17 protein-coding genes and 1 tRNA gene are annotated in these 15360 nt (G+C 64.7%); 13 read left to right on the forward strand and 5 right to left on the reverse strand.

The features are described from left to right. The first annotated feature begins 110 nt into the window (after window positions 1–110). The gene (locus AV929_RS18090; RefSeq protein ID WP_004591450.1) at window positions 111–521 is read left to right on the forward strand and encodes a DUF5778 family protein; all 411 of its coding nucleotides are present in this window, start codon (window positions 111–113) and stop codon (window positions 519–521) included. A gap of 87 nt (window positions 522–608) precedes the next feature. Here AV929_RS18090 and AV929_RS18095 read toward each other — a convergent pair whose 3' ends face one another. Then, window positions 609–899 carry a hypothetical protein gene (locus tag AV929_RS18095; protein WP_014040954.1) on the reverse strand — a complete coding sequence of 97 codons (291 nt, stop codon included), beginning with the start codon at window positions 897–899 and terminating at the stop codon, window positions 609–611. A 100-nt stretch (window positions 900–999) separates the two neighbouring features. On the opposite strand from AV929_RS18095, the gene AV929_RS18100 reads away from it, so the two are divergent. From AV929_RS18100 to AV929_RS18125, 6 genes are all read left to right on the forward strand, one after another. Continuing rightward, entirely contained in the window at window positions 1000–2055 is a 1056-nt protein-coding gene (locus AV929_RS18100) for an Lrp/AsnC family transcriptional regulator (RefSeq protein WP_014040953.1), read from the forward strand. Between the two features lie 46 nt (window positions 2056–2101). Next, window positions 2102–2749, forward strand: coding sequence for a bifunctional precorrin-2 dehydrogenase/sirohydrochlorin ferrochelatase (locus AV929_RS18105; protein ID WP_050036883.1), 648 nt, complete (start codon window positions 2102–2104; stop codon window positions 2747–2749). Then, window positions 2746–4092, forward strand: a complete 1347-nt coding sequence (gene hemA / locus AV929_RS18110) for a glutamyl-tRNA reductase (RefSeq protein ID WP_064288910.1) — start codon at window positions 2746–2748, stop codon at window positions 4090–4092. Before AV929_RS18105 ends, hemA begins: the two co-directional genes overlap by 4 nt. 41 nt (window positions 4093–4133) lie before the next feature. Continuing rightward, on the forward strand, window positions 4134–4412 hold the full coding sequence (locus AV929_RS18115; RefSeq protein ID WP_008312658.1) for a 4a-hydroxytetrahydrobiopterin dehydratase: 279 nt from the start codon (window positions 4134–4136) through the stop codon (window positions 4410–4412). Between the two features lie 10 nt (window positions 4413–4422). Beyond that, window positions 4423–4842 (forward strand): LWR-salt protein, encoded by a 420-nt coding sequence (gene lwrS, locus AV929_RS18120; protein WP_014040950.1) that lies wholly within the window; start codon window positions 4423–4425, stop codon window positions 4840–4842. Between the two features lie 108 nt (window positions 4843–4950). Further along, entirely contained in the window at window positions 4951–5598 is a 648-nt protein-coding gene (locus tag AV929_RS18125) for an HAD family hydrolase (RefSeq protein ID WP_064288911.1), read from the forward strand. Here AV929_RS18125 and AV929_RS18130 read toward each other — a convergent pair. Further along, entirely contained in the window at window positions 5586–6512 is a 927-nt protein-coding gene (locus tag AV929_RS18130; RefSeq protein WP_064288912.1) for a molybdopterin-binding protein, read from the reverse strand. The two genes, AV929_RS18125 and AV929_RS18130, sit on opposite strands and share 13 nt — an antisense overlap. Before the next feature lie 111 nt (window positions 6513–6623). On the opposite strand from AV929_RS18130, the gene AV929_RS18135 reads away from it, so the two are divergent. The 3 genes from AV929_RS18135 to AV929_RS18145 are packed head-to-tail and all read left to right on the forward strand — an operon-like array spanning window position 6624 to window position 9543. Continuing rightward, a complete protein-coding gene (locus AV929_RS18135; protein WP_064288913.1) occupies window positions 6624–7400 on the forward strand; it encodes a GIDE domain-containing protein in 777 nt (258 codons plus the stop codon). A gap of 49 nt (window positions 7401–7449) precedes the next feature. After that, entirely contained in the window at window positions 7450–7806 is a 357-nt protein-coding gene (locus tag AV929_RS18140; protein ID WP_014040946.1) for an Hsp20/alpha crystallin family protein, read from the forward strand. An 18-nt stretch (window positions 7807–7824) separates the two neighbouring features. Then, on the forward strand, window positions 7825–9543 hold the full coding sequence (locus tag AV929_RS18145; protein WP_064288914.1) for an AarF/ABC1/UbiB kinase family protein: 1719 nt from the start codon (window positions 7825–7827) through the stop codon (window positions 9541–9543). A 21-nt stretch (window positions 9544–9564) separates the two neighbouring features. Here AV929_RS18145 and AV929_RS18150 read toward each other — a convergent pair whose 3' ends face one another. Further along, a complete protein-coding gene (locus tag AV929_RS18150; RefSeq protein WP_064288915.1) occupies window positions 9565–10092 on the reverse strand; it encodes a GNAT family N-acetyltransferase in 528 nt (175 codons plus the stop codon). 220 nt (window positions 10093–10312) lie between these two features. On the opposite strand from AV929_RS18150, the gene AV929_RS18155 reads away from it, so the two are divergent. Beyond that, on the forward strand, window positions 10313–11731 hold the full coding sequence (locus tag AV929_RS18155) for a sulfatase-like hydrolase/transferase (RefSeq protein ID WP_050036877.1): 1419 nt from the start codon (window positions 10313–10315) through the stop codon (window positions 11729–11731). Window positions 11732–11737: 6 nt separating this feature from the next. Then, window positions 11738–12148, forward strand: a complete 411-nt coding sequence (locus AV929_RS18160; RefSeq protein WP_014040942.1) for a GtrA family protein — start codon at window positions 11738–11740, stop codon at window positions 12146–12148. Here AV929_RS18160 and AV929_RS18165 read toward each other — a convergent pair. After that, window positions 12145–13092: a MoxR family ATPase gene (locus tag AV929_RS18165; RefSeq protein ID WP_008312676.1), complete on the reverse strand. Its 948-nt coding sequence runs from the start codon at window positions 13090–13092 to the stop codon at window positions 12145–12147. The genes AV929_RS18160 and AV929_RS18165 overlap by 4 nt on opposite strands. An 85-nt stretch (window positions 13093–13177) precedes the next feature. Between AV929_RS18165 and AV929_RS18170 the strand changes: the two genes are divergently transcribed. Continuing rightward, a tRNA-Ser gene (locus tag AV929_RS18170) sits at window positions 13178–13262 on the forward strand. 227 nt (window positions 13263–13489) lie between these two features. On the opposite strand, the gene AV929_RS18175 is transcribed toward AV929_RS18170, so the two are convergent. Further along, entirely contained in the window at window positions 13490–15346 is a 1857-nt protein-coding gene (locus AV929_RS18175) for a DUF2070 family protein (RefSeq protein WP_050036876.1), read from the reverse strand. Between the last annotated feature and the right edge of the window lie 14 nt (window positions 15347–15360).

Here is a 15360-nt window from a genome sequence, read left to right on the forward strand (position 1 = left end):
GGTTCCCACCGCTGTCGCTGTGCCGCCCCTCGAACCGAATATCTTCGGGTAGAGCCGACCAGCGTTTGGAATCCGAAGTGTCTTAGGGACAGCAACACCGACCGCATGGTATGAGCGAGGCCGACGCACTTGACGACGACCTTTACCGCCGGACTAAACAACTGCTTGAGCCCGGCGAGATTCAGCTCAACGGCGCTGTCGTCCACACGGAGTACGACGGCAGCGACGAGATCGAGATGATGCAGGCCACCATCGAGGTCGGCGAACTCATCGCCGAAGGCGCGGGCCTGGACCCGAAGGATACGTACGTTTACTCCGGCAGCGACGACCCCGAGTTCGCGTCGAACCAGCACCAGGGCCTCACGCTGGACGGCGAGGAGTTCGTCTGGGAGTGCCAGCAGCTCCTGCGCAACGGCTCCTTCGATCTGGTGTTCTACTACGAGGCCAGCGCCGACCACGACGGCATTCTCGAAGCTATCGAGGACGCCGGCTACGCGGTAACCGGTGTCGAAGGCGAGTAACCGCGTCGTACTGTCGGACGGAAGCCTTTCAAGAATGTCGCCACTCCCAGGGTGGCGAATAGCTGTACGAAGTTACGTCCAACAGTATCAGTCGCCGGCCGCCAGCCGTTCCTGGCAGTTGTGACAGTAGGTGTAGTCCGGGCCGTTCGCTGCGCCACAGATACGACAGGTCGTGGCCTCGACGGCGGCCTGTTCGAAGTAGGCGTTGAGCTGGCCGGTGTCGCGACCGTTACGTCGACCACTGAACTGCTCGACCAGCGTATCGTGTGCGGCGTAGTCCATGAGCCGGAACATCAGCACGAACCACAGCGGTACCCCTATCAGGACAAACAGGTAGACCAGCAGCCGGACCGCCAGCTCGGCTGTCGAGATTGCCACGCGCGGGTTAGGGGCGCAAGGGGGTAAAACGCTCCGGCGACCCGGACATGGTACCGGCTGTCCCGGACTGTTTTTATTCGCAGGCCCCCCAGCTTTCGGCATGAGCGAAGACCTCGGGACGGTAGACCGGGCGGTGTTGAACGCCTTCCAGGGCGGCTTCCCGGTCGTCGAACGGCCGTTCGAACCGGCCGCGGCGGCCCTCGCCGACCACGGCGTCGACATCGACGCGGACGAGCTGTTAGCGCGTGTACAGGACCTCGACGACGCGGGCGTTCTCACGCGGTTCGGGGCACTCATCAACGCCGAAGCTATCGGCGGTACCGCCACCCTTGTCGCAACTCACGCCCCCGAGGACAGCTACGACGAACACGCCGAGATGATAAACGCGTACCCGGAGGTCGCGCACAACTACGAACGCGAACATCCGCATCTGAACATGTGGTTCGTCCTCTCGGTGGCAGAGGAAGGCCGGGTTGAGGAGGTCCTGGCAGAAATCGAGGCCGAAACCGGCGAGGAGACGTACAACCTCCCGAAACAGCAGGAGTTCCACGTCGGCGCGAAGTTCCCCGTCGAGGGGCCACAGACGCAAGATATCGACTGTTCGGACCTGGGGCCGGACGTGACGCCGACCGACAGCCAGTCCCTGACCGCCGACGAACTGGACCTCGTGCTGGAAATCCAGGACGGCCTGCCGATTACCGCCACGCCCTACGCCGACGTGGCCGACGAAATCGACGCCGACGTCGACTGGGTGCTGGAGACGATACAGCGGTTCAACATGGAAGGGAAGGTCCGCCGCGTCGGCGTCATCCCGAACCACTACGCGCTGGGCTACAGCGAGAACGGGATGACCGTCTGGGACGTGCCCGACGAGGTCATCGACGAGGTGGGGCCGGCCATCGCCGAGTTCGACTTCGTGACCCACTGCTACGAGCGGCCGCGCCACGACGGCGTCTGGCCGTACAACTTCTTCGCGATGACCCACGGGCGAAGCGAAGCGGAGAGCCAGGAGCGCATCCAGCAGGTCCGCGACCGGATGGCCGACCACTGGGACGTGTCCGAGGACGACTGGGACACGCTGTTCTCGACGCGCATCCTGAAGAAGACGGGAATCAGGCTGGACGAACGAGCGCGGCAGAACACAGAGACGGCGTGACCGTGTCCGCTTGGTGTAGCAGCGCCAGATCAGGAGGGGAGCACCGATGATTCCGCTCATGCACGACTTCGAGGGCGAGACAGTGCTCGTCGTCGGCGGCGGTCCGGTCGGTGCGCGCAAGGCCCGAACGTTCGCCACGGAGGCGAGCGTCGTCGTCCTCAGTCCCGAGTTCGCCGACCGGGCGTTCGCGGACGCCGAAAAGGTCCGGGCCGCCCCGGACCCCGAGGATGCCGAAGAATGGGTCGAGCGGACCGACCCGGCACTGGTCGTCGCCGCGACGGACGACTCGGCCCTGAACGACGCCTTCACCGCGGTTGCCGAGGAGCACGGCGCGCTCGTCAACCGTGCCGACGACCACGGTGACCAGTCGTTCGGCAATGTCGTCGTCCCGGCGACAGTGCGGGACGACCCGGTGACGCTGGCGATTGCGACCGGCGGGCGCGCGCCGGCGCTGTCGAAACACCTCCGCGAGCGTTTCGAAGACGAGTTCGGAAACGCCGGTCTGATGGCGGAACTCGTTGGTGACCTCCGTGAGGACCTTCGCGACCGGGGCGTCCCGCCGGCCGAACGGCGTGACGCCGTCAGGTTCGTTGTCAGGTCACGGGAAGTTTGGAAGGCTTTAGATAGTGGCAGGTACAAGGGAGAGCAAGTAGCTAGAGACGTGATCGGAGAGTTACCTGGTGATCAAACGTGAGAGGGGACACTGGTGCAATCGTTGGGGTCTGTATCTCCCATGAACGCGCAAGCGTCGACCAATTAGAGACCGCTGCGGCGGACAGCGAGCGCCACGCCGTCGAATCCCTGCTCGCGAATCCCGCAGTGGAAGAAGCGATTGCGCTGCAGACGTGTAACCGTACCGAGGGGTACGTCGTCGTCTCTGATCACGAGGACGGGCTCGACGCACTCGAACTGTTTACCCGCGCCGTGCCCGACGATGTCGTCGTCGAGATGGGTCACGAGGAGAGTCTCCGCCACTTGCTCCGGGTGGCCGCCGGACTCGAATCGATTGTGCTGGGCGAGGACCAGATTCTCGGCCAGCTCCGGACCGCCTACGAGACCGCCCGCGGCGTCGGCGGCATCGGACCGATGCTGGAAGACGGTGTCACGAAAGCAATTCACGTCGGCGAGCGCGCCCGCACGGAGACGAAAATCAACGAAGGTGTCGTCTCGATTGCTTCCGCCGCGGTTCGCCTGCTCGAACAGGAGTGCTCGCTGGCGGGCGAGACAGCGCTCGTCGTCGGTGCGGGCGAGATGGGCCAACTCGCTGCAAAGGCACTGAGTGAAGAGGCAGACCGGCTGCTCGTGGCTAACCGAACGGTGCCCCACGCCGAGCACGTCGCCGAATCAGTCGACATCGACGCCAGCGCCGTTGCACTTGACGGCATCGAAGCGGCCGTCTCCGAGGCCAGTGCCGTCATTTCGGCAACGGGGAGTGGCGACCAGGTATTCGACATCGGGACCTTCAGCGACGCCGGTGACGTGTCTATTGTCGATATTGCCCAGCCGCGCGATGTCCCGGCCGGCGCGGACCGACTCCCGTCAGTGACGGTGTACGACCTCGACGCGCTTGAGTCGGTGACTGCCGAAACACGGAACAAGCGACAGCGAGCCGCTGAAGCGGTCGAACGTATCGTCGACGAGGAGTTCGACCGCCTGCTCACGCAGTACAAGCGCAAACGCGCCGACAGGGTCATCTCGACGATGTACGAGAGCGCCGAACAGGTCAAGGCGGCCGAGATAAACAGCGCGCTCTCGGCGGCTGACTTCGACGATGACCAGGCGGAAGTCGTCGAAGCGATGGCCGACGCCATCGTCTCGCAGATCCTCGCCGCGCCGACCAAGAGCCTGCGCGACGCCGCGGAGGAGGACGACTGGTCGACGATTCATACGGCGCTCCAGTTGTTCGACCCGGACTTCGGCGGCCCGGACCAGGCCACCCCGCCCGAGTTCACCCAGGGCATGTCGGTCGACGACATCCCCGACGGCATGCGCGACGAGATCCCGAACGCGATGCTCGACCGACTCTCTGACGACTGACCACGCCCACCTTTTTGCCCACGCCGTCCGACGTATCCGATATGGCAGACCTGCTCTCTGATGCAGAGATTAGCGACCGGCTACCCGAGGAGTGGACCCGCGACGGCGACGAAATCGTTCGCGTCTTCGAGTTCGACGGCTATCTGGACGCGTCGGGCTTTCTGAGCGCCGCCGCTGGCCTCGCCGAGGACGCGTGGCATCACCCGGAGATGACCATCCGCTGGGGCGAGGTCGAAGTCCGACTCACGACCCACGACGCCGGTGGCATCACCGAGAACGACATCGATCTCGCCGAGCGGCTGAACGGCATCCACGACTGACGGTGTGACCGTGGACACCGCCGATGGACTCGCGTCGCTCCGGCCGACCGACCCCGAGGGGGCGACCGCACGGTACGTCTTTCGGGTCGAAATCCGGCTGGAGCCGGACGCGGATGGGCTGTGGACTGACCCCGACCGGTTCGAGACGACGCTGTATCGAGCGGCCGACACCCCGGGGACCGGCGGCTGGCTGTTCTTCCGGGACACGCTCTGGCGGGGCGAACTGGCCGACGAACCGCACTTCCGTCGGCTTGTCGAGGACGAACTCGGGTGTCCGGTCGTCTCGGCGTCGTTCCGTGAACTCCGGACCGAGGAGGCGTACCTCGACGCGCTACAAGCCGAAATCGCCGACGACCTGGCCCTGTTCAACGCTGATTCGGTCAGCGAAGTGCTCAACAAGTACCTCGGCAGTTCGATCCGTGTGGCGTGAAAAGAAACGTCGCTGCGTAGTCAGTGTTTACAGCGGTGTTATACGCATCAAAACTGGTAGTAGGGCCCGAAAGACTTTATTAGAAAATCCCCAATAAAATCACCCCTCATGACCACCGACTATGATTTCTGGCTGTTCGACCTCGACGGGACGCTCGTCGATATCGAGCCAGCCTACCCCCGGAAAGTGATGGGTGCCGTCGGCGACCGCCTCGGCGTCGAGTTCACGGACCGGGAGCGGGATGCGCTCTGGTACGGGTTCGGTGGGACACGGTCACAGACACTCGCAGAGCGCGATGTCGACCAGCAGGAGTTCTGGCGGCTGTTCCACGAGGAGGAAGATCCCATTTCCCGGGCCGAGGCGACGTATCTCTACGACGACGCCGAGGCGTTCCTCGCCACCCTCGACACACCGGTCGGACTGGTCACACACTGCCAGCAGTACCTCACCGAACCGGTGCTTGCCCATCTCGACATCGCCGACTGGTTCGAAACGGTCGTCTGCTGTGACGACGATATCGGCTGGAAGCCCGACCCGAAACCGGTCGAACTGGCGATGCGGGAGCTGGGTGTCTGGTACAACGGCCACAGCGGCGTGCTCGCCGGCGACAACCCGTCAGACATCGGTGCAGCGTGGAACGCGGGCCTCGACGGGGTCCACGTCGGTCGGCGGTCCCCGGCGGAGATGGGTCGGTGCGTGCGCGGCGACAGGCGCGTCGCCTCGCTGCTCGATCTGGCGTCGTCTCAGGGGAGGTAGTCCCAGTTTTCCACCCTGACGGTCGTCCCGGCATCGATACCAGTTTCGTCTGCAGGCACGGATACCCAGCCGTCGGCTCGGGTCGCCGTGGCAAGGTCAGCGCCCGGCAGTGGCGCCGCTGTCCCGTCGGTCACGGTGACCGGCACGAACGAACGGACGGATGCAGGGCTGTCTACCCCGTCGCTCAGTGAGGCTGATTGGTGGGGGTGATCCGACAGCGGTGCATCGGCAAACGCCTTCAGTAGCGGACGAAGGAGTTGTACCGCGCCGACGCGGGCTGCACTCGGCGACTCCGGCAACAGCAGGACCGGGCGGTCCTCGACGACGGCGACTCCCGTCCGCTGGCCGGGGTCGATATCGACGTAGTCGGTGAACACTTCGCCGAGGTCCGCAACGACCTCTCGAAGCGTGTCCCCCGGCTCGGTTCCGGTGATGACGAGCGCATCACGGGTGAGGTCGCGCTGGACGGCCATCCGGAGCGCCGGTGCGTCGTCGGCGACGGGGTCCCGGTAGGTCACTTTCCCGCCCCACCGGTCGGCGTACTGCGCCAGCGTGAACCCCGCTGTCTCGACCTCGCGGGCCGCGCTGGCAGCCGCTCGGAGTTCGTCGCCCGTCGGTACGATTCCGACCTGTGGTCGCTGGCGGACGAGCAGTTCGGAGACGCCGCTTGCCCGCAACAGTCCCACATCGCCGGGCCGTACCTGATGCCCCTGCTGGAAGACGGTGTCGTCGACCGAGATATCCGCCGCTTCCACGGGTTCGTTCGCCGTCGCATCTGTCGCCAGCACTCGTCCGACAGCGACGGAGAGCGGAATCCTGTCTGTCCGGTCGACGGGGACAGCGAAGCTACCGAGCTGTCTGCGGGCAGTCTCCAGCGCGAGCGACTCGGCCTCCGACGGCGGGGAGCCAGCCATACCCTTGCTAGTGGGTACTGTGGCAAAAACGCCCCGAGTGGCCACGTCCCATCAGTCACTCGCCTACATGGACTGGGAACGCTTTTGTTCGGTCCGACGCGGAGTGGCCGTATGGTCCTCCCGCAACTGGTCGCCATCGTGTTCCTGGTCATCGGCGGCTTCGTCCTCCTCCGCGGTGGCCGGGAACTCCGAACGGTGTTTCACATCCTCCGGAACGATCCAGTCCCGGTGCGCTCGCTCGACGGGCACTCCGGTCCCGTCGAAATCACCGGCACAGCCGTCGCCGACGAAGACGCCGGCACGGTCACAGCCCCCTTCACCGGCAGCGAGTGTCTGGCCTACACCTACGAGGTCGAGGAGTATCGGTCGTCGGGGAAACACTCCAGCTGGGAGACGCTAGACGAGGGGCAGGCCGGCGTCGACTTCATCGTCGACGATGGGAACGCTCGCGTCCGCGTGAATCCCGACGGCGCGGACGTACGGTTCGAGTCCCAGTCCGTGACGGTATCCCCCGGGACTGAACTCCCCGAGCGCCTGGCCGACTACGTCGAGCGGACGGAGGGCGTCGAGGCACAGGACGGGTCCGTGAACCTGCTCGTGACTGAGATCAGCCTGGGGAACAAGCAGCGCTTTACCGAGCGCCGGCTGGACGTTGGCGAGGACGTGTACGTCTACGGTCAGGCGATGCGCGGCCCCGCATCGGAGTGGGGAAGTAATCTGGTCGACGCCGTCGTCGGGGATGGCGATGGGACGCCGGTGTTCGTCATCTCCGACACCAGCGAGCGTGGCACGGCCCGACGGATTGTTCGCGGCGCTATCGCTGAAACTGTGTTCGGACTAGCGGCTGTCCTCATCGGTGCTGCCGTCCTCCTCTCCGTACCCCTGTAGAGTAGCAGAGACCGTCGGGTTTACCACTGCGTACCACTTAGACAGGCGTATGCCAGCCCTGCGTGAAGCGCTTCGGGATCTTCCCGACGCCGTGTTCGCGGACGTGCTCGAATCCGAGGACGAATACCTGCTCGTGCTCGACCTGCCGGGTGTGACCGCGGACACAATCGACGTGACCGTTGAAGGGGGCCGCCTTCGTATCGACGGGCAACGGACCAAAGACGTGCCCGGGGAGTTCACGTTCGTCCGCGAGGACCGCTCCGTGTTCCTCGACGCCGAGCTCCCGCTCCCGCCGGACACGACCGGGCAGGGCGGGGAGGGGACCGTGGAAAACGGCGTCCTCGAGCTCCGCCTGCCGAAGGCGACAGCCGCACCGAGCACTACAATCCCGATCGACGGGGACTGACCCAGAGGTGGCAAGCCGGTGAACCTTCGCGCGTACTGGCGGTTCCTCGTCGTCGCTCGCCACTTCCTGCCCCTGTTGGTCGCGTACGCACGAGACCGAAAGCGGTTCTTCGTGGTCGGCTCGTCGCGCCGTGTCACGCCTGAACAGCGTCGCAAACGTGCACAGCAACTGCTCGACTCGCTGCTGACGCTCGGCCCGACGTTCATCAAACTCGGACAGATACTCTCGACCCGGCCGGACGTCCTGCCGCCGGAGTACATCGAGGAGTTCTCGAAGTTGCAGGACCGCGTGCCACCGGCGGACTGGGACGAGGCACGGGTCGTCATCGAGGACGAACTGGGCTCCGTCGACGACCGCTTCGACGAGTTCGAGACAGAGGCGATAAGCGGCGCGTCGCTCGGCCAGGTGTATCTGGCGGAGGTCGACGGCGAGAAGGTCGCCGTCAAGATCCGCCGGCCCGGTATCGAGACGCTCGTCGAGGCCGACCTGCGGGTCGTCCGCTGGTCGCTCCCGCTGTTGATGTATTTCATCGACGACTCCCGGTCGTTCTCGCTGGAGACGCTGGCCGACGAGTTCTCGAAGACCATCCGCGAGGAGATGGACTACCAGCGCGAGGGCCGTATGCTCACCGAAATCCGGGAGAACTTCAGGGACAACGACCGCATCTGTATCCCCAAGGTCAAGGAGTCACACTCCACGCGGCGCGTCCTGACGATGGAGTACGTCCCCGGTACGAAGATCAACGACATCGATAGCCTTGACGCGGGCGGAATCAATCGAACGGAACTGGCCGAGACGCTCCAGCGGGCGTACCTCCAGATGATCATCGACGACGGCGTGTTCCACGCGGACCCGCATCCCGGAAACCTCGCCGTACAGGACGACGGGACGCTCGTCTTCTACGACTTCGGGATGTCCGGCCGGGTCGACCCGTTCGTCCAGGACAAGATCATCGACTTCTACGCCGCCGTCGCCGACCAGGACATCGACGCCATCCTCGATGCGCTCATCGAGATGGGGACGCTCTCGCCGGAGGCCGACCGGCAGGTGATGGGCGACGTGATGGAACTGGCCATCGCCGACGCCCGTGGCGAGGACATCGAGCAGTACCGCGTCCAGCAGATCATTCAGCAGGTCGAGGACACCATCTACGAGTTCCCGCTTCGCCTGCCGGCGAATCTGGCGCTCGTGTTGCGTGTCGCCACGGTCGTTGAAGGCGTCTGTGTCACCCTCGACGAGGACTTCGACTTCATCGGCGTCGCCACCGACTATCTCCGCGAAGAGGGGTACCTCGCCGAGGGCGTGCGGAACTTCGTCGAGGACCGGGCGACCGAAGTATCCGACGCCGCTCGGTCAGCCGTCCGAATCCCGCCGAAACTGGAGTCCGCTCTCGACAGGGTCGAGCGGGAGGACTTCCGCGTGCAGGCCGACATTGAGGACTCCGATGGCCTGCTCGCGACGATGACCAAGCGGCTCATCCTCGGGATGTTGCTCGCGAGCACGCTGTTCTCGACAGCGTTCCTCTACACGCAGGCGTCGCTGCCGGCCACTGGTGTCGGCATCGCTGGAACCGTCGGGCTCTCTCTGGCGCTGTGGTGGTCGTTCCGCTCGAAAAAGGCCGTCCGCGCCAAGCCGCAGTTCACGCGACAGAGTATGCGTGAGCAGGACCGGGAGAGCCCGAGTGGGCTCAACACCTCCTTCGGCGAGGACACCGACGACGCCTACAGCGGTGACTGAACGCCGCGTCCGATTGTTGGGTCAGAGCCGTTTCTCGAAGTGGACGAGTTCGTACTCGCCCTGTGTTGACTGGTCTACCTCCTGGTATCCTTCGTCGCGGTAGAACGCGACCGCGGCGGGCTGGCTCTGTGACGTCGTCGCAAGCAGGACCTCGTACCCCCGCTCGGCCACTTGTTGTTCGAGCTTGTGGAGGAGGCTGCGACCGTAGCCGCGCCGCTGCCGGGACGGGGCGACCCGCATTCGGTGGAGTTCGGCCGCGCCGGGCACGGTTCGCTCGTCCGCGTGGCCGACCTCGTTCGGGAGGAACCCGCCCATCGCGGTTAGGCCGCCGTCGAACGTCTGTGGGAGGTCATCGTCGGCATCGGGAACGACGCCGACGAGAAACGCGCCGCCAGTGTCGAAATACCGCGTCTCGATGTTTTGCAGGTCCGACGTTCCGGGGATATCGCTGGGGTCGTTGCCGGTCGCTCGCATCGCCCACTCGTGGAGACACCAGACAGCGTCGGCGTCCCGGTCGTCGTAGGACCGAAGCTGAATGGAGTTTGTCATCGAATATGTTCTGGACAGCACATTATCGGAGAACGGGTTTAATTCTACCTTATCAGAGTATGGTTCTATTATAGCCCCCTGAATTTATCCGGAACGTTCAGTATTCAGTGTCTGGTATAGGGGGTATGAGAAAATACGGTGGCACGTACCGGGTGCAAACCCCGGATCGCGGACGCGATACGTCGATACCATTACGATCACGGAGGAGTGTGGGCCGACAATGACGGCCCCGGCAACGAACAACGTGGTGCTGGTCACGGTTGATTCGCTGCGAGCGGACGCACTGGGTGGCGCTGACAGCGTCTCCCCAGTCCTGGACTCGCTCGCTGAGTCGGGCGTTGTCTTCGAAAACGCCGTCGCACAGGGGAACTGGACGCCGTTCTCGTTCCCATCCATCCACGGCTCGCGGCCGGTGTTCGCTGAGAGCGACGACATCGGTCTGGCGTCGACGCCGACGCTGGCCGAGCAGGTGTCCGATGCCGGTATCGAGACGGCAGGGTTCAACGCCGCAAACGGTTTTCTCACCGATCACTGGGGATACGACCGCGGGTTCGACGAGTTCGAGCCGTTCGTCGACAGCGGCGGCTACAGCAAGTACTTGGCGGCCCACCCGACCATCCAGGCGTGGGTCCAACTCGGCACTTCACCGTTCCGTCGTGCTGCGACCGTCCTCAGCGGCGGGTCTGACGAACGGCCCTTCGCCGACGTGTCCCGGATGGGCGACCTCGAAGACCGCGCCACCGAGTTTCTGGCGACGACCGACGGACCGTTCTTCCTGTGGGTCCACTACATGGACACGCACACACCGTACGTGCCGGCCCCGCGGCACATCCGCGAGGTGTCGGACAACCACTTCGGTGTCCTCCGAATGCTCACCTCCCACCTCCGAACCGGGCTGGGCTGGGAAGTCGACGACCGGACGCTGGAGACGCTCCGGACGCTGTACGAGGCGACGGTTCGGCAGGTCGATGCCAGCGTCGGTCGGCTACTCGACACCCTCGAAACAGAGGGCCATCGCGATGATACGGCCGTCGTCGTCGCCGGCGACCACGGTGAGGAGTTCCTCGAACACGGCCATCTCGCTCACTACCCCAAGCTCTATCGGGAGCTCATCGACGTTCCCTACATCGTCTCGACACCGGACAGCGAGGGCCAGTCGGTCGAGACGCCGGTCGGCCTCGACACGATCGCGCCGACGGTGTGCGATCTGCTGTCGCTCACGCCGGCGACGGAGTGGGACGGAGCGTCCGTCGCCCCGGCGATCCACGGCGCGGACATCGAGGACCGCGGCCCCATCGTCTCTGCAGCGGTCCGGGGCGAGAGCGTGACCAGCCAGCCGATCCCGCGGAGCCGTGCGGACGGGGAGCTCCTCCTCAGCGCACGCGACGAGCGCTACACGTACATCGAATTCACGGAATCGGGGCGTCAGGAACTGTACGACCGGACGAGCGATCCCGAAGAGCAGGTCGATCTGTGTTCGGACTCGGCGGACGCCGATCCGCCTGTGACCGTTCTCGACCGGCTCTCGGATGCAGTTGCCGAACACCTCGCAGAACTCGATAGCGACGGGACGGGGGCGGAAAACACCGAGGCATCCGACGAGATAACAGCACGGTTAAAGGCGCTCGGTTATCAGTAAGGCTGTATGGCGTCCGCTGTCGTCACACCGGCCCGACGACAGCAACTCGTCCGGTTCTTCCTCGTCGGTGTGTTTGCTGCGTCAATTCAGCAAGCGCTGCTATGGTTGTTCAACGATGTCGGTGGCCTGAATTACATTCTCGCGGCCGCTATCGCAATCGAGTGTACGATTCTGCTTCAGTACGTCCTCAACAACGCCTGGACGTTCCACCGGTCACAGCACTCGGATCTGCGAGAGTACGTAGTCGGGTTAGGGAAGACGAACCTCGTTCGTGGGACGGCGATCCCGCTCCAGTTGGGCCTCCTCTACGCGTTTGTCACTTGGGGCGGCGTCGTGCCGCTGGTCGGCAATGGCGGGGCTATCGTCATCACGGGTGTGTACCGGTACGCGCTTGACGCCCGCTGGACGTGGGGTTAGACGGTCGGGACGGGGACCTCGTCGAGCACGCTCTGGATAACGGTCCCCTTGTCGACTTGCTCGACGCGGGCGTCAGGCGTCAACACCAGTCTGTGTGCCAGCACTGGCTGTGCGACCCGTTTGATGTCGTCCGGTGCCACGTACTCCCGGCCCGCGATGGTCGCCATCGCCCGCGCTGCCTCGAACAGCCGCTGGGTCCCGCGCGGTGAGACCCCGACGTCCACGCGGTAATCGTCTCTGGTCGCCCGGGCGAGGGCAGCCATGTACTGCAGCAGGTCGTCGTCGACGGTAACCGTCTCCGGAACGCTCCGGAGTTCCGTGACCGACTCCGCGTCAAGTATCGGCTCCACGGTCGGACTCTGTGTCGTCCGGCCGGCACGCCGCCGGAGGAGTTCGACCTCGCCTTCGTCGTCAGGATAGCCGAGTGATGTCTTTGCCAGGAACCGGTCGACCTGCGCTTCGGGGAGTTCGAAAGTCCCCTCCATGTCGACTGGGTTCTGCGTGGCGATGACGAAGAACGGTTCGGGAAGGTCGTAGGTGTCCCCGTCGACGGTGACCTGTCCCTCTTCCATCGCTTCGAGCAGGGCGGACTGGGTCTTGGGCGGCGCGCGGTTGATCTCGTCGGCCAACAGAACGTTGGCGAACACCGGTCCTTCGGTGAATTCGAAACTCCGGGACTCCTCGTTGAAGATGTGCGTTCCCGTGATGTCGGCCGGCAGGAGGTCCGGCGTGAACTGGATGCGGGAGAACGACAGCCCCAGCGCGGTCGCGACGCTGCGGGCGGTCAGTGTCTTTCCCGTGCCGGGAACGTCCTCGAGCAGGACGTGGCCCTTCGCGACGACCCCCAGCAGCACTGTCTCGAAGAAACCGCGGTCGGCGATGACGGCACTCCCGATCTCGTCGAGGATCTGACTCGACACCTCGCTTGCCTCGGTAGCGTCCATAGCCTGTCATGTTACGGGTCCGGTAAAGGGGTGTCGAGTCTGAAATCGAAACCCCTAAAGAGCAACCGGCGGTACTGATGGGTGAGCCGAGGTAGCCTAGCCTGGCCAAGGCGGTTGCTTCGAGAGCAACTGTCCTCACGGACTCAGGAGTTCAAATCTCCTCCTCGGCGTTCTCTGCAGCCATTCCGACGAGCGCAGCGAGTCGGCAGTGCTGCAGGACCGTGATGCGTGGAGAGTTGGAGTAGACCAGTCGCAGCCCGGAACGGCGCACCGCGCCGCACGCCCGGACCGTCTGGGCGTGGTTCAAATCTCCTCCTCGGCGTTCTCTGTACCAGAGTCGGCGAGCGTAGCGAGTCGGTAGTGCTGCAGGAATCGGATCGTATCCGGCCGACCGCCGTCAGGTCAGCAGGAAAATCAACACGCTGATCGTCATTACGACGAGAATGAACGCCCCGGCCAGTGCGCCACCCATCGAGACCATCGCGTTGGCAGTCGAGGCCAGCGTCTCGGTCCGGTCGTTGCCGAACACCGTCACGGTCGCCTGTTCGCTCGCCATCCCGGCCTCGACGGGTTCGAGGTCGGCGACGGCTCTGTCGACGAGGTCCCCGATGAGCGCAACGATTTCCTTCTCGGGGATGACCTGTCCGACCTGATTCTCGGCCTCGACGGTGTTGACGATGTGGGTGTCGCTGGTCATCACCTCCATCATATCCACGCCGTCGGCGGCGTCGATGATGCGCTGACGGAGGCCCGGCTCCATGTTGTTGCCGTCGATGAGCACGTACGCCGTCCGCTGGCCGTTGACTTCGAAGACACAGACCCGGATTCCGAGCGGGCCGATGCCCTCCTCGGGCTCCCAGGGGGTCCTGTCCCAGGCGACTCCACAGCGGAGTTGGCCGGTTTCGGCATCTGTGAGCAAGTTTCCAAGCTGACCGGCCCCGTGGAGCATGTCGAATGACCGCTGACTGCCGGGAACGACGTGGCCGAGGTCGTCGCCCTCGAGCCCGTCGTTGCAGTTGTGTGCGTCGACCAGGAGTACGTCGTCGAGCCCGTCGGCCCGCGCTTCCGACATCGCTGAGAGACCCACGGCGTACTCCACGTCGTCGGCACAGCCCGGCGCGTACGTGTTCACGACGAGCGCATCGGAGCCGAAGGCCTGCCCCGTCAGCGTGGCCTCGCCCTCTGTGACACGGAGGCCCGCCGTCGCCTGGTCGTCGTATTCGAGGTTCTGGTACGCCGTCTCTGCGGTCGACAGGATCGTGTCGACCTCCCGCTCCGTGACGAGGTTGAAGTCGTGGCCGGCGGTCGCGTGTGGCGGGAAGGCCAGGCCGTCGGCCGATTCGGCGACGCGTCTGGGGAGGTTACCGCCGCCGATTTCACCCATCGGGCCGGGGTGAATCATCGGCAGGACGAACCGGGCTTTCTCCTCGCCGCCCGGCCGACGGACCGACAGCAAGGTGACCGGGACGACGGCTTCTTCGCCGATGTCCTCGAAAAACTCCTCCAGTTCGCGCGTGCCTTCGGCGATGTGCCCGATGAAGCCCCGGAGGAAATCCAGCGCGGAAACGCCGAGCGAGGAGCGCCATGGTTGGTCGATGACGACCAGGAACAGCCAGACTGCTAGCGCGTAGATGACACAGATAACCGCGAGAATAATGAAGTCCTGCGGGATAAACCCCTGTACCTGCGGCGGGACCTCCTCCGGGCGGGAGAGGTACTCCCGAAGCATCGGGTCTTCGAGGATGAACGCGGTCGCCCCGCTGTATATCGCCAGCAACACGGCGGCAGTGACCGTCTGGACGCTCGCCGGAATCGCCGCCTTCAGCAGTGAGTGCCGCGAGACGGCCATCAGTATCAGCAGCCGGAAGGCGAATATCGACGCCAGCGCGACTAACAGCACGTCGAAGACGAAGTTCTGCCCGAGGCGGACGGTAAAGATGGCGATAACGCCGGCGACAGTCAGCATCGCGATAGTGATCAACTCACAGATGACCGCAAGCAGCGTGGCCCGGTTCGGGGTTAATTGTCCGCCCAGCTGCCGGTCGACCCACGGCGTCACGGCACTGGCGATTGAGGTCGGCAGGCCGATGAGAAACACGCCCTGCCAGGCGTCGTCGAGGATGAACCGCGAATCGAACGCAACGATACCAGTCATCGCCGCGATGACCAGTGCAAAGGCCAGGCTCGTATACCAGGTCGGAGCCCTGAAAATAAACCGCGAAAGGCTAGCGAGATTCCCCTGTGTCGCCGTCATTTATGTATCACATC

The organism is Haloarcula sp. K1 (genome assembly GCF_001647155.1).
GTDB classification, from domain to species: Archaea; Halobacteriota; Halobacteria; order Halobacteriales; family Haloarculaceae; genus Haloarcula; species Haloarcula hispanica.

What these genes read in the sequence shown, in the direction of transcription:
- AV929_RS18090 (WP_004591450.1), top strand. Translation starts at nt 111, where the DNA reads ATGAGCGAGGCCGACGCACTTGACGACGACCTTTACCGCCGGACTAAA.
- AV929_RS18100 (WP_014040953.1), top strand. Translation starts at nt 1,000, where the DNA reads ATGAGCGAAGACCTCGGGACGGTAGACCGGGCGGTGTTGAACGCCTTC.
- AV929_RS18105 (WP_050036883.1), top strand. Translation starts at nt 2,102, where the DNA reads ATGATTCCGCTCATGCACGACTTCGAGGGCGAGACAGTGCTCGTCGTC.
- AV929_RS18115 (WP_008312658.1), top strand. Translation starts at nt 4,134, where the DNA reads ATGGCAGACCTGCTCTCTGATGCAGAGATTAGCGACCGGCTACCCGAG.
- AV929_RS18125 (WP_064288911.1), top strand. Translation starts at nt 4,951, where the DNA reads ATGACCACCGACTATGATTTCTGGCTGTTCGACCTCGACGGGACGCTC.
- AV929_RS18130 (WP_064288912.1), bottom strand. Translation starts at nt 6,512, where the DNA reads ATGGCTGGCTCCCCGCCGTCGGAGGCCGAGTCGCTCGCGCTGGAGACT.
- AV929_RS18135 (WP_064288913.1), top strand. Translation starts at nt 6,624, where the DNA reads ATGGTCCTCCCGCAACTGGTCGCCATCGTGTTCCTGGTCATCGGCGGC.
- AV929_RS18140 (WP_014040946.1), top strand. Translation starts at nt 7,450, where the DNA reads ATGCCAGCCCTGCGTGAAGCGCTTCGGGATCTTCCCGACGCCGTGTTC.
- AV929_RS18150 (WP_064288915.1), bottom strand. Translation starts at nt 10,092, where the DNA reads ATGACAAACTCCATTCAGCTTCGGTCCTACGACGACCGGGACGCCGAC.
- AV929_RS18155 (WP_050036877.1), top strand. Translation starts at nt 10,313, where the DNA reads ATGACGGCCCCGGCAACGAACAACGTGGTGCTGGTCACGGTTGATTCG.
- AV929_RS18160 (WP_014040942.1), top strand. Translation starts at nt 11,738, where the DNA reads ATGGCGTCCGCTGTCGTCACACCGGCCCGACGACAGCAACTCGTCCGG.
- AV929_RS18165 (WP_008312676.1), bottom strand. Translation starts at nt 13,092, where the DNA reads ATGGACGCTACCGAGGCAAGCGAGGTGTCGAGTCAGATCCTCGACGAG.
- AV929_RS18175 (WP_050036876.1), bottom strand. Translation starts at nt 15,346, where the DNA reads ATGACGGCGACACAGGGGAATCTCGCTAGCCTTTCGCGGTTTATTTTC.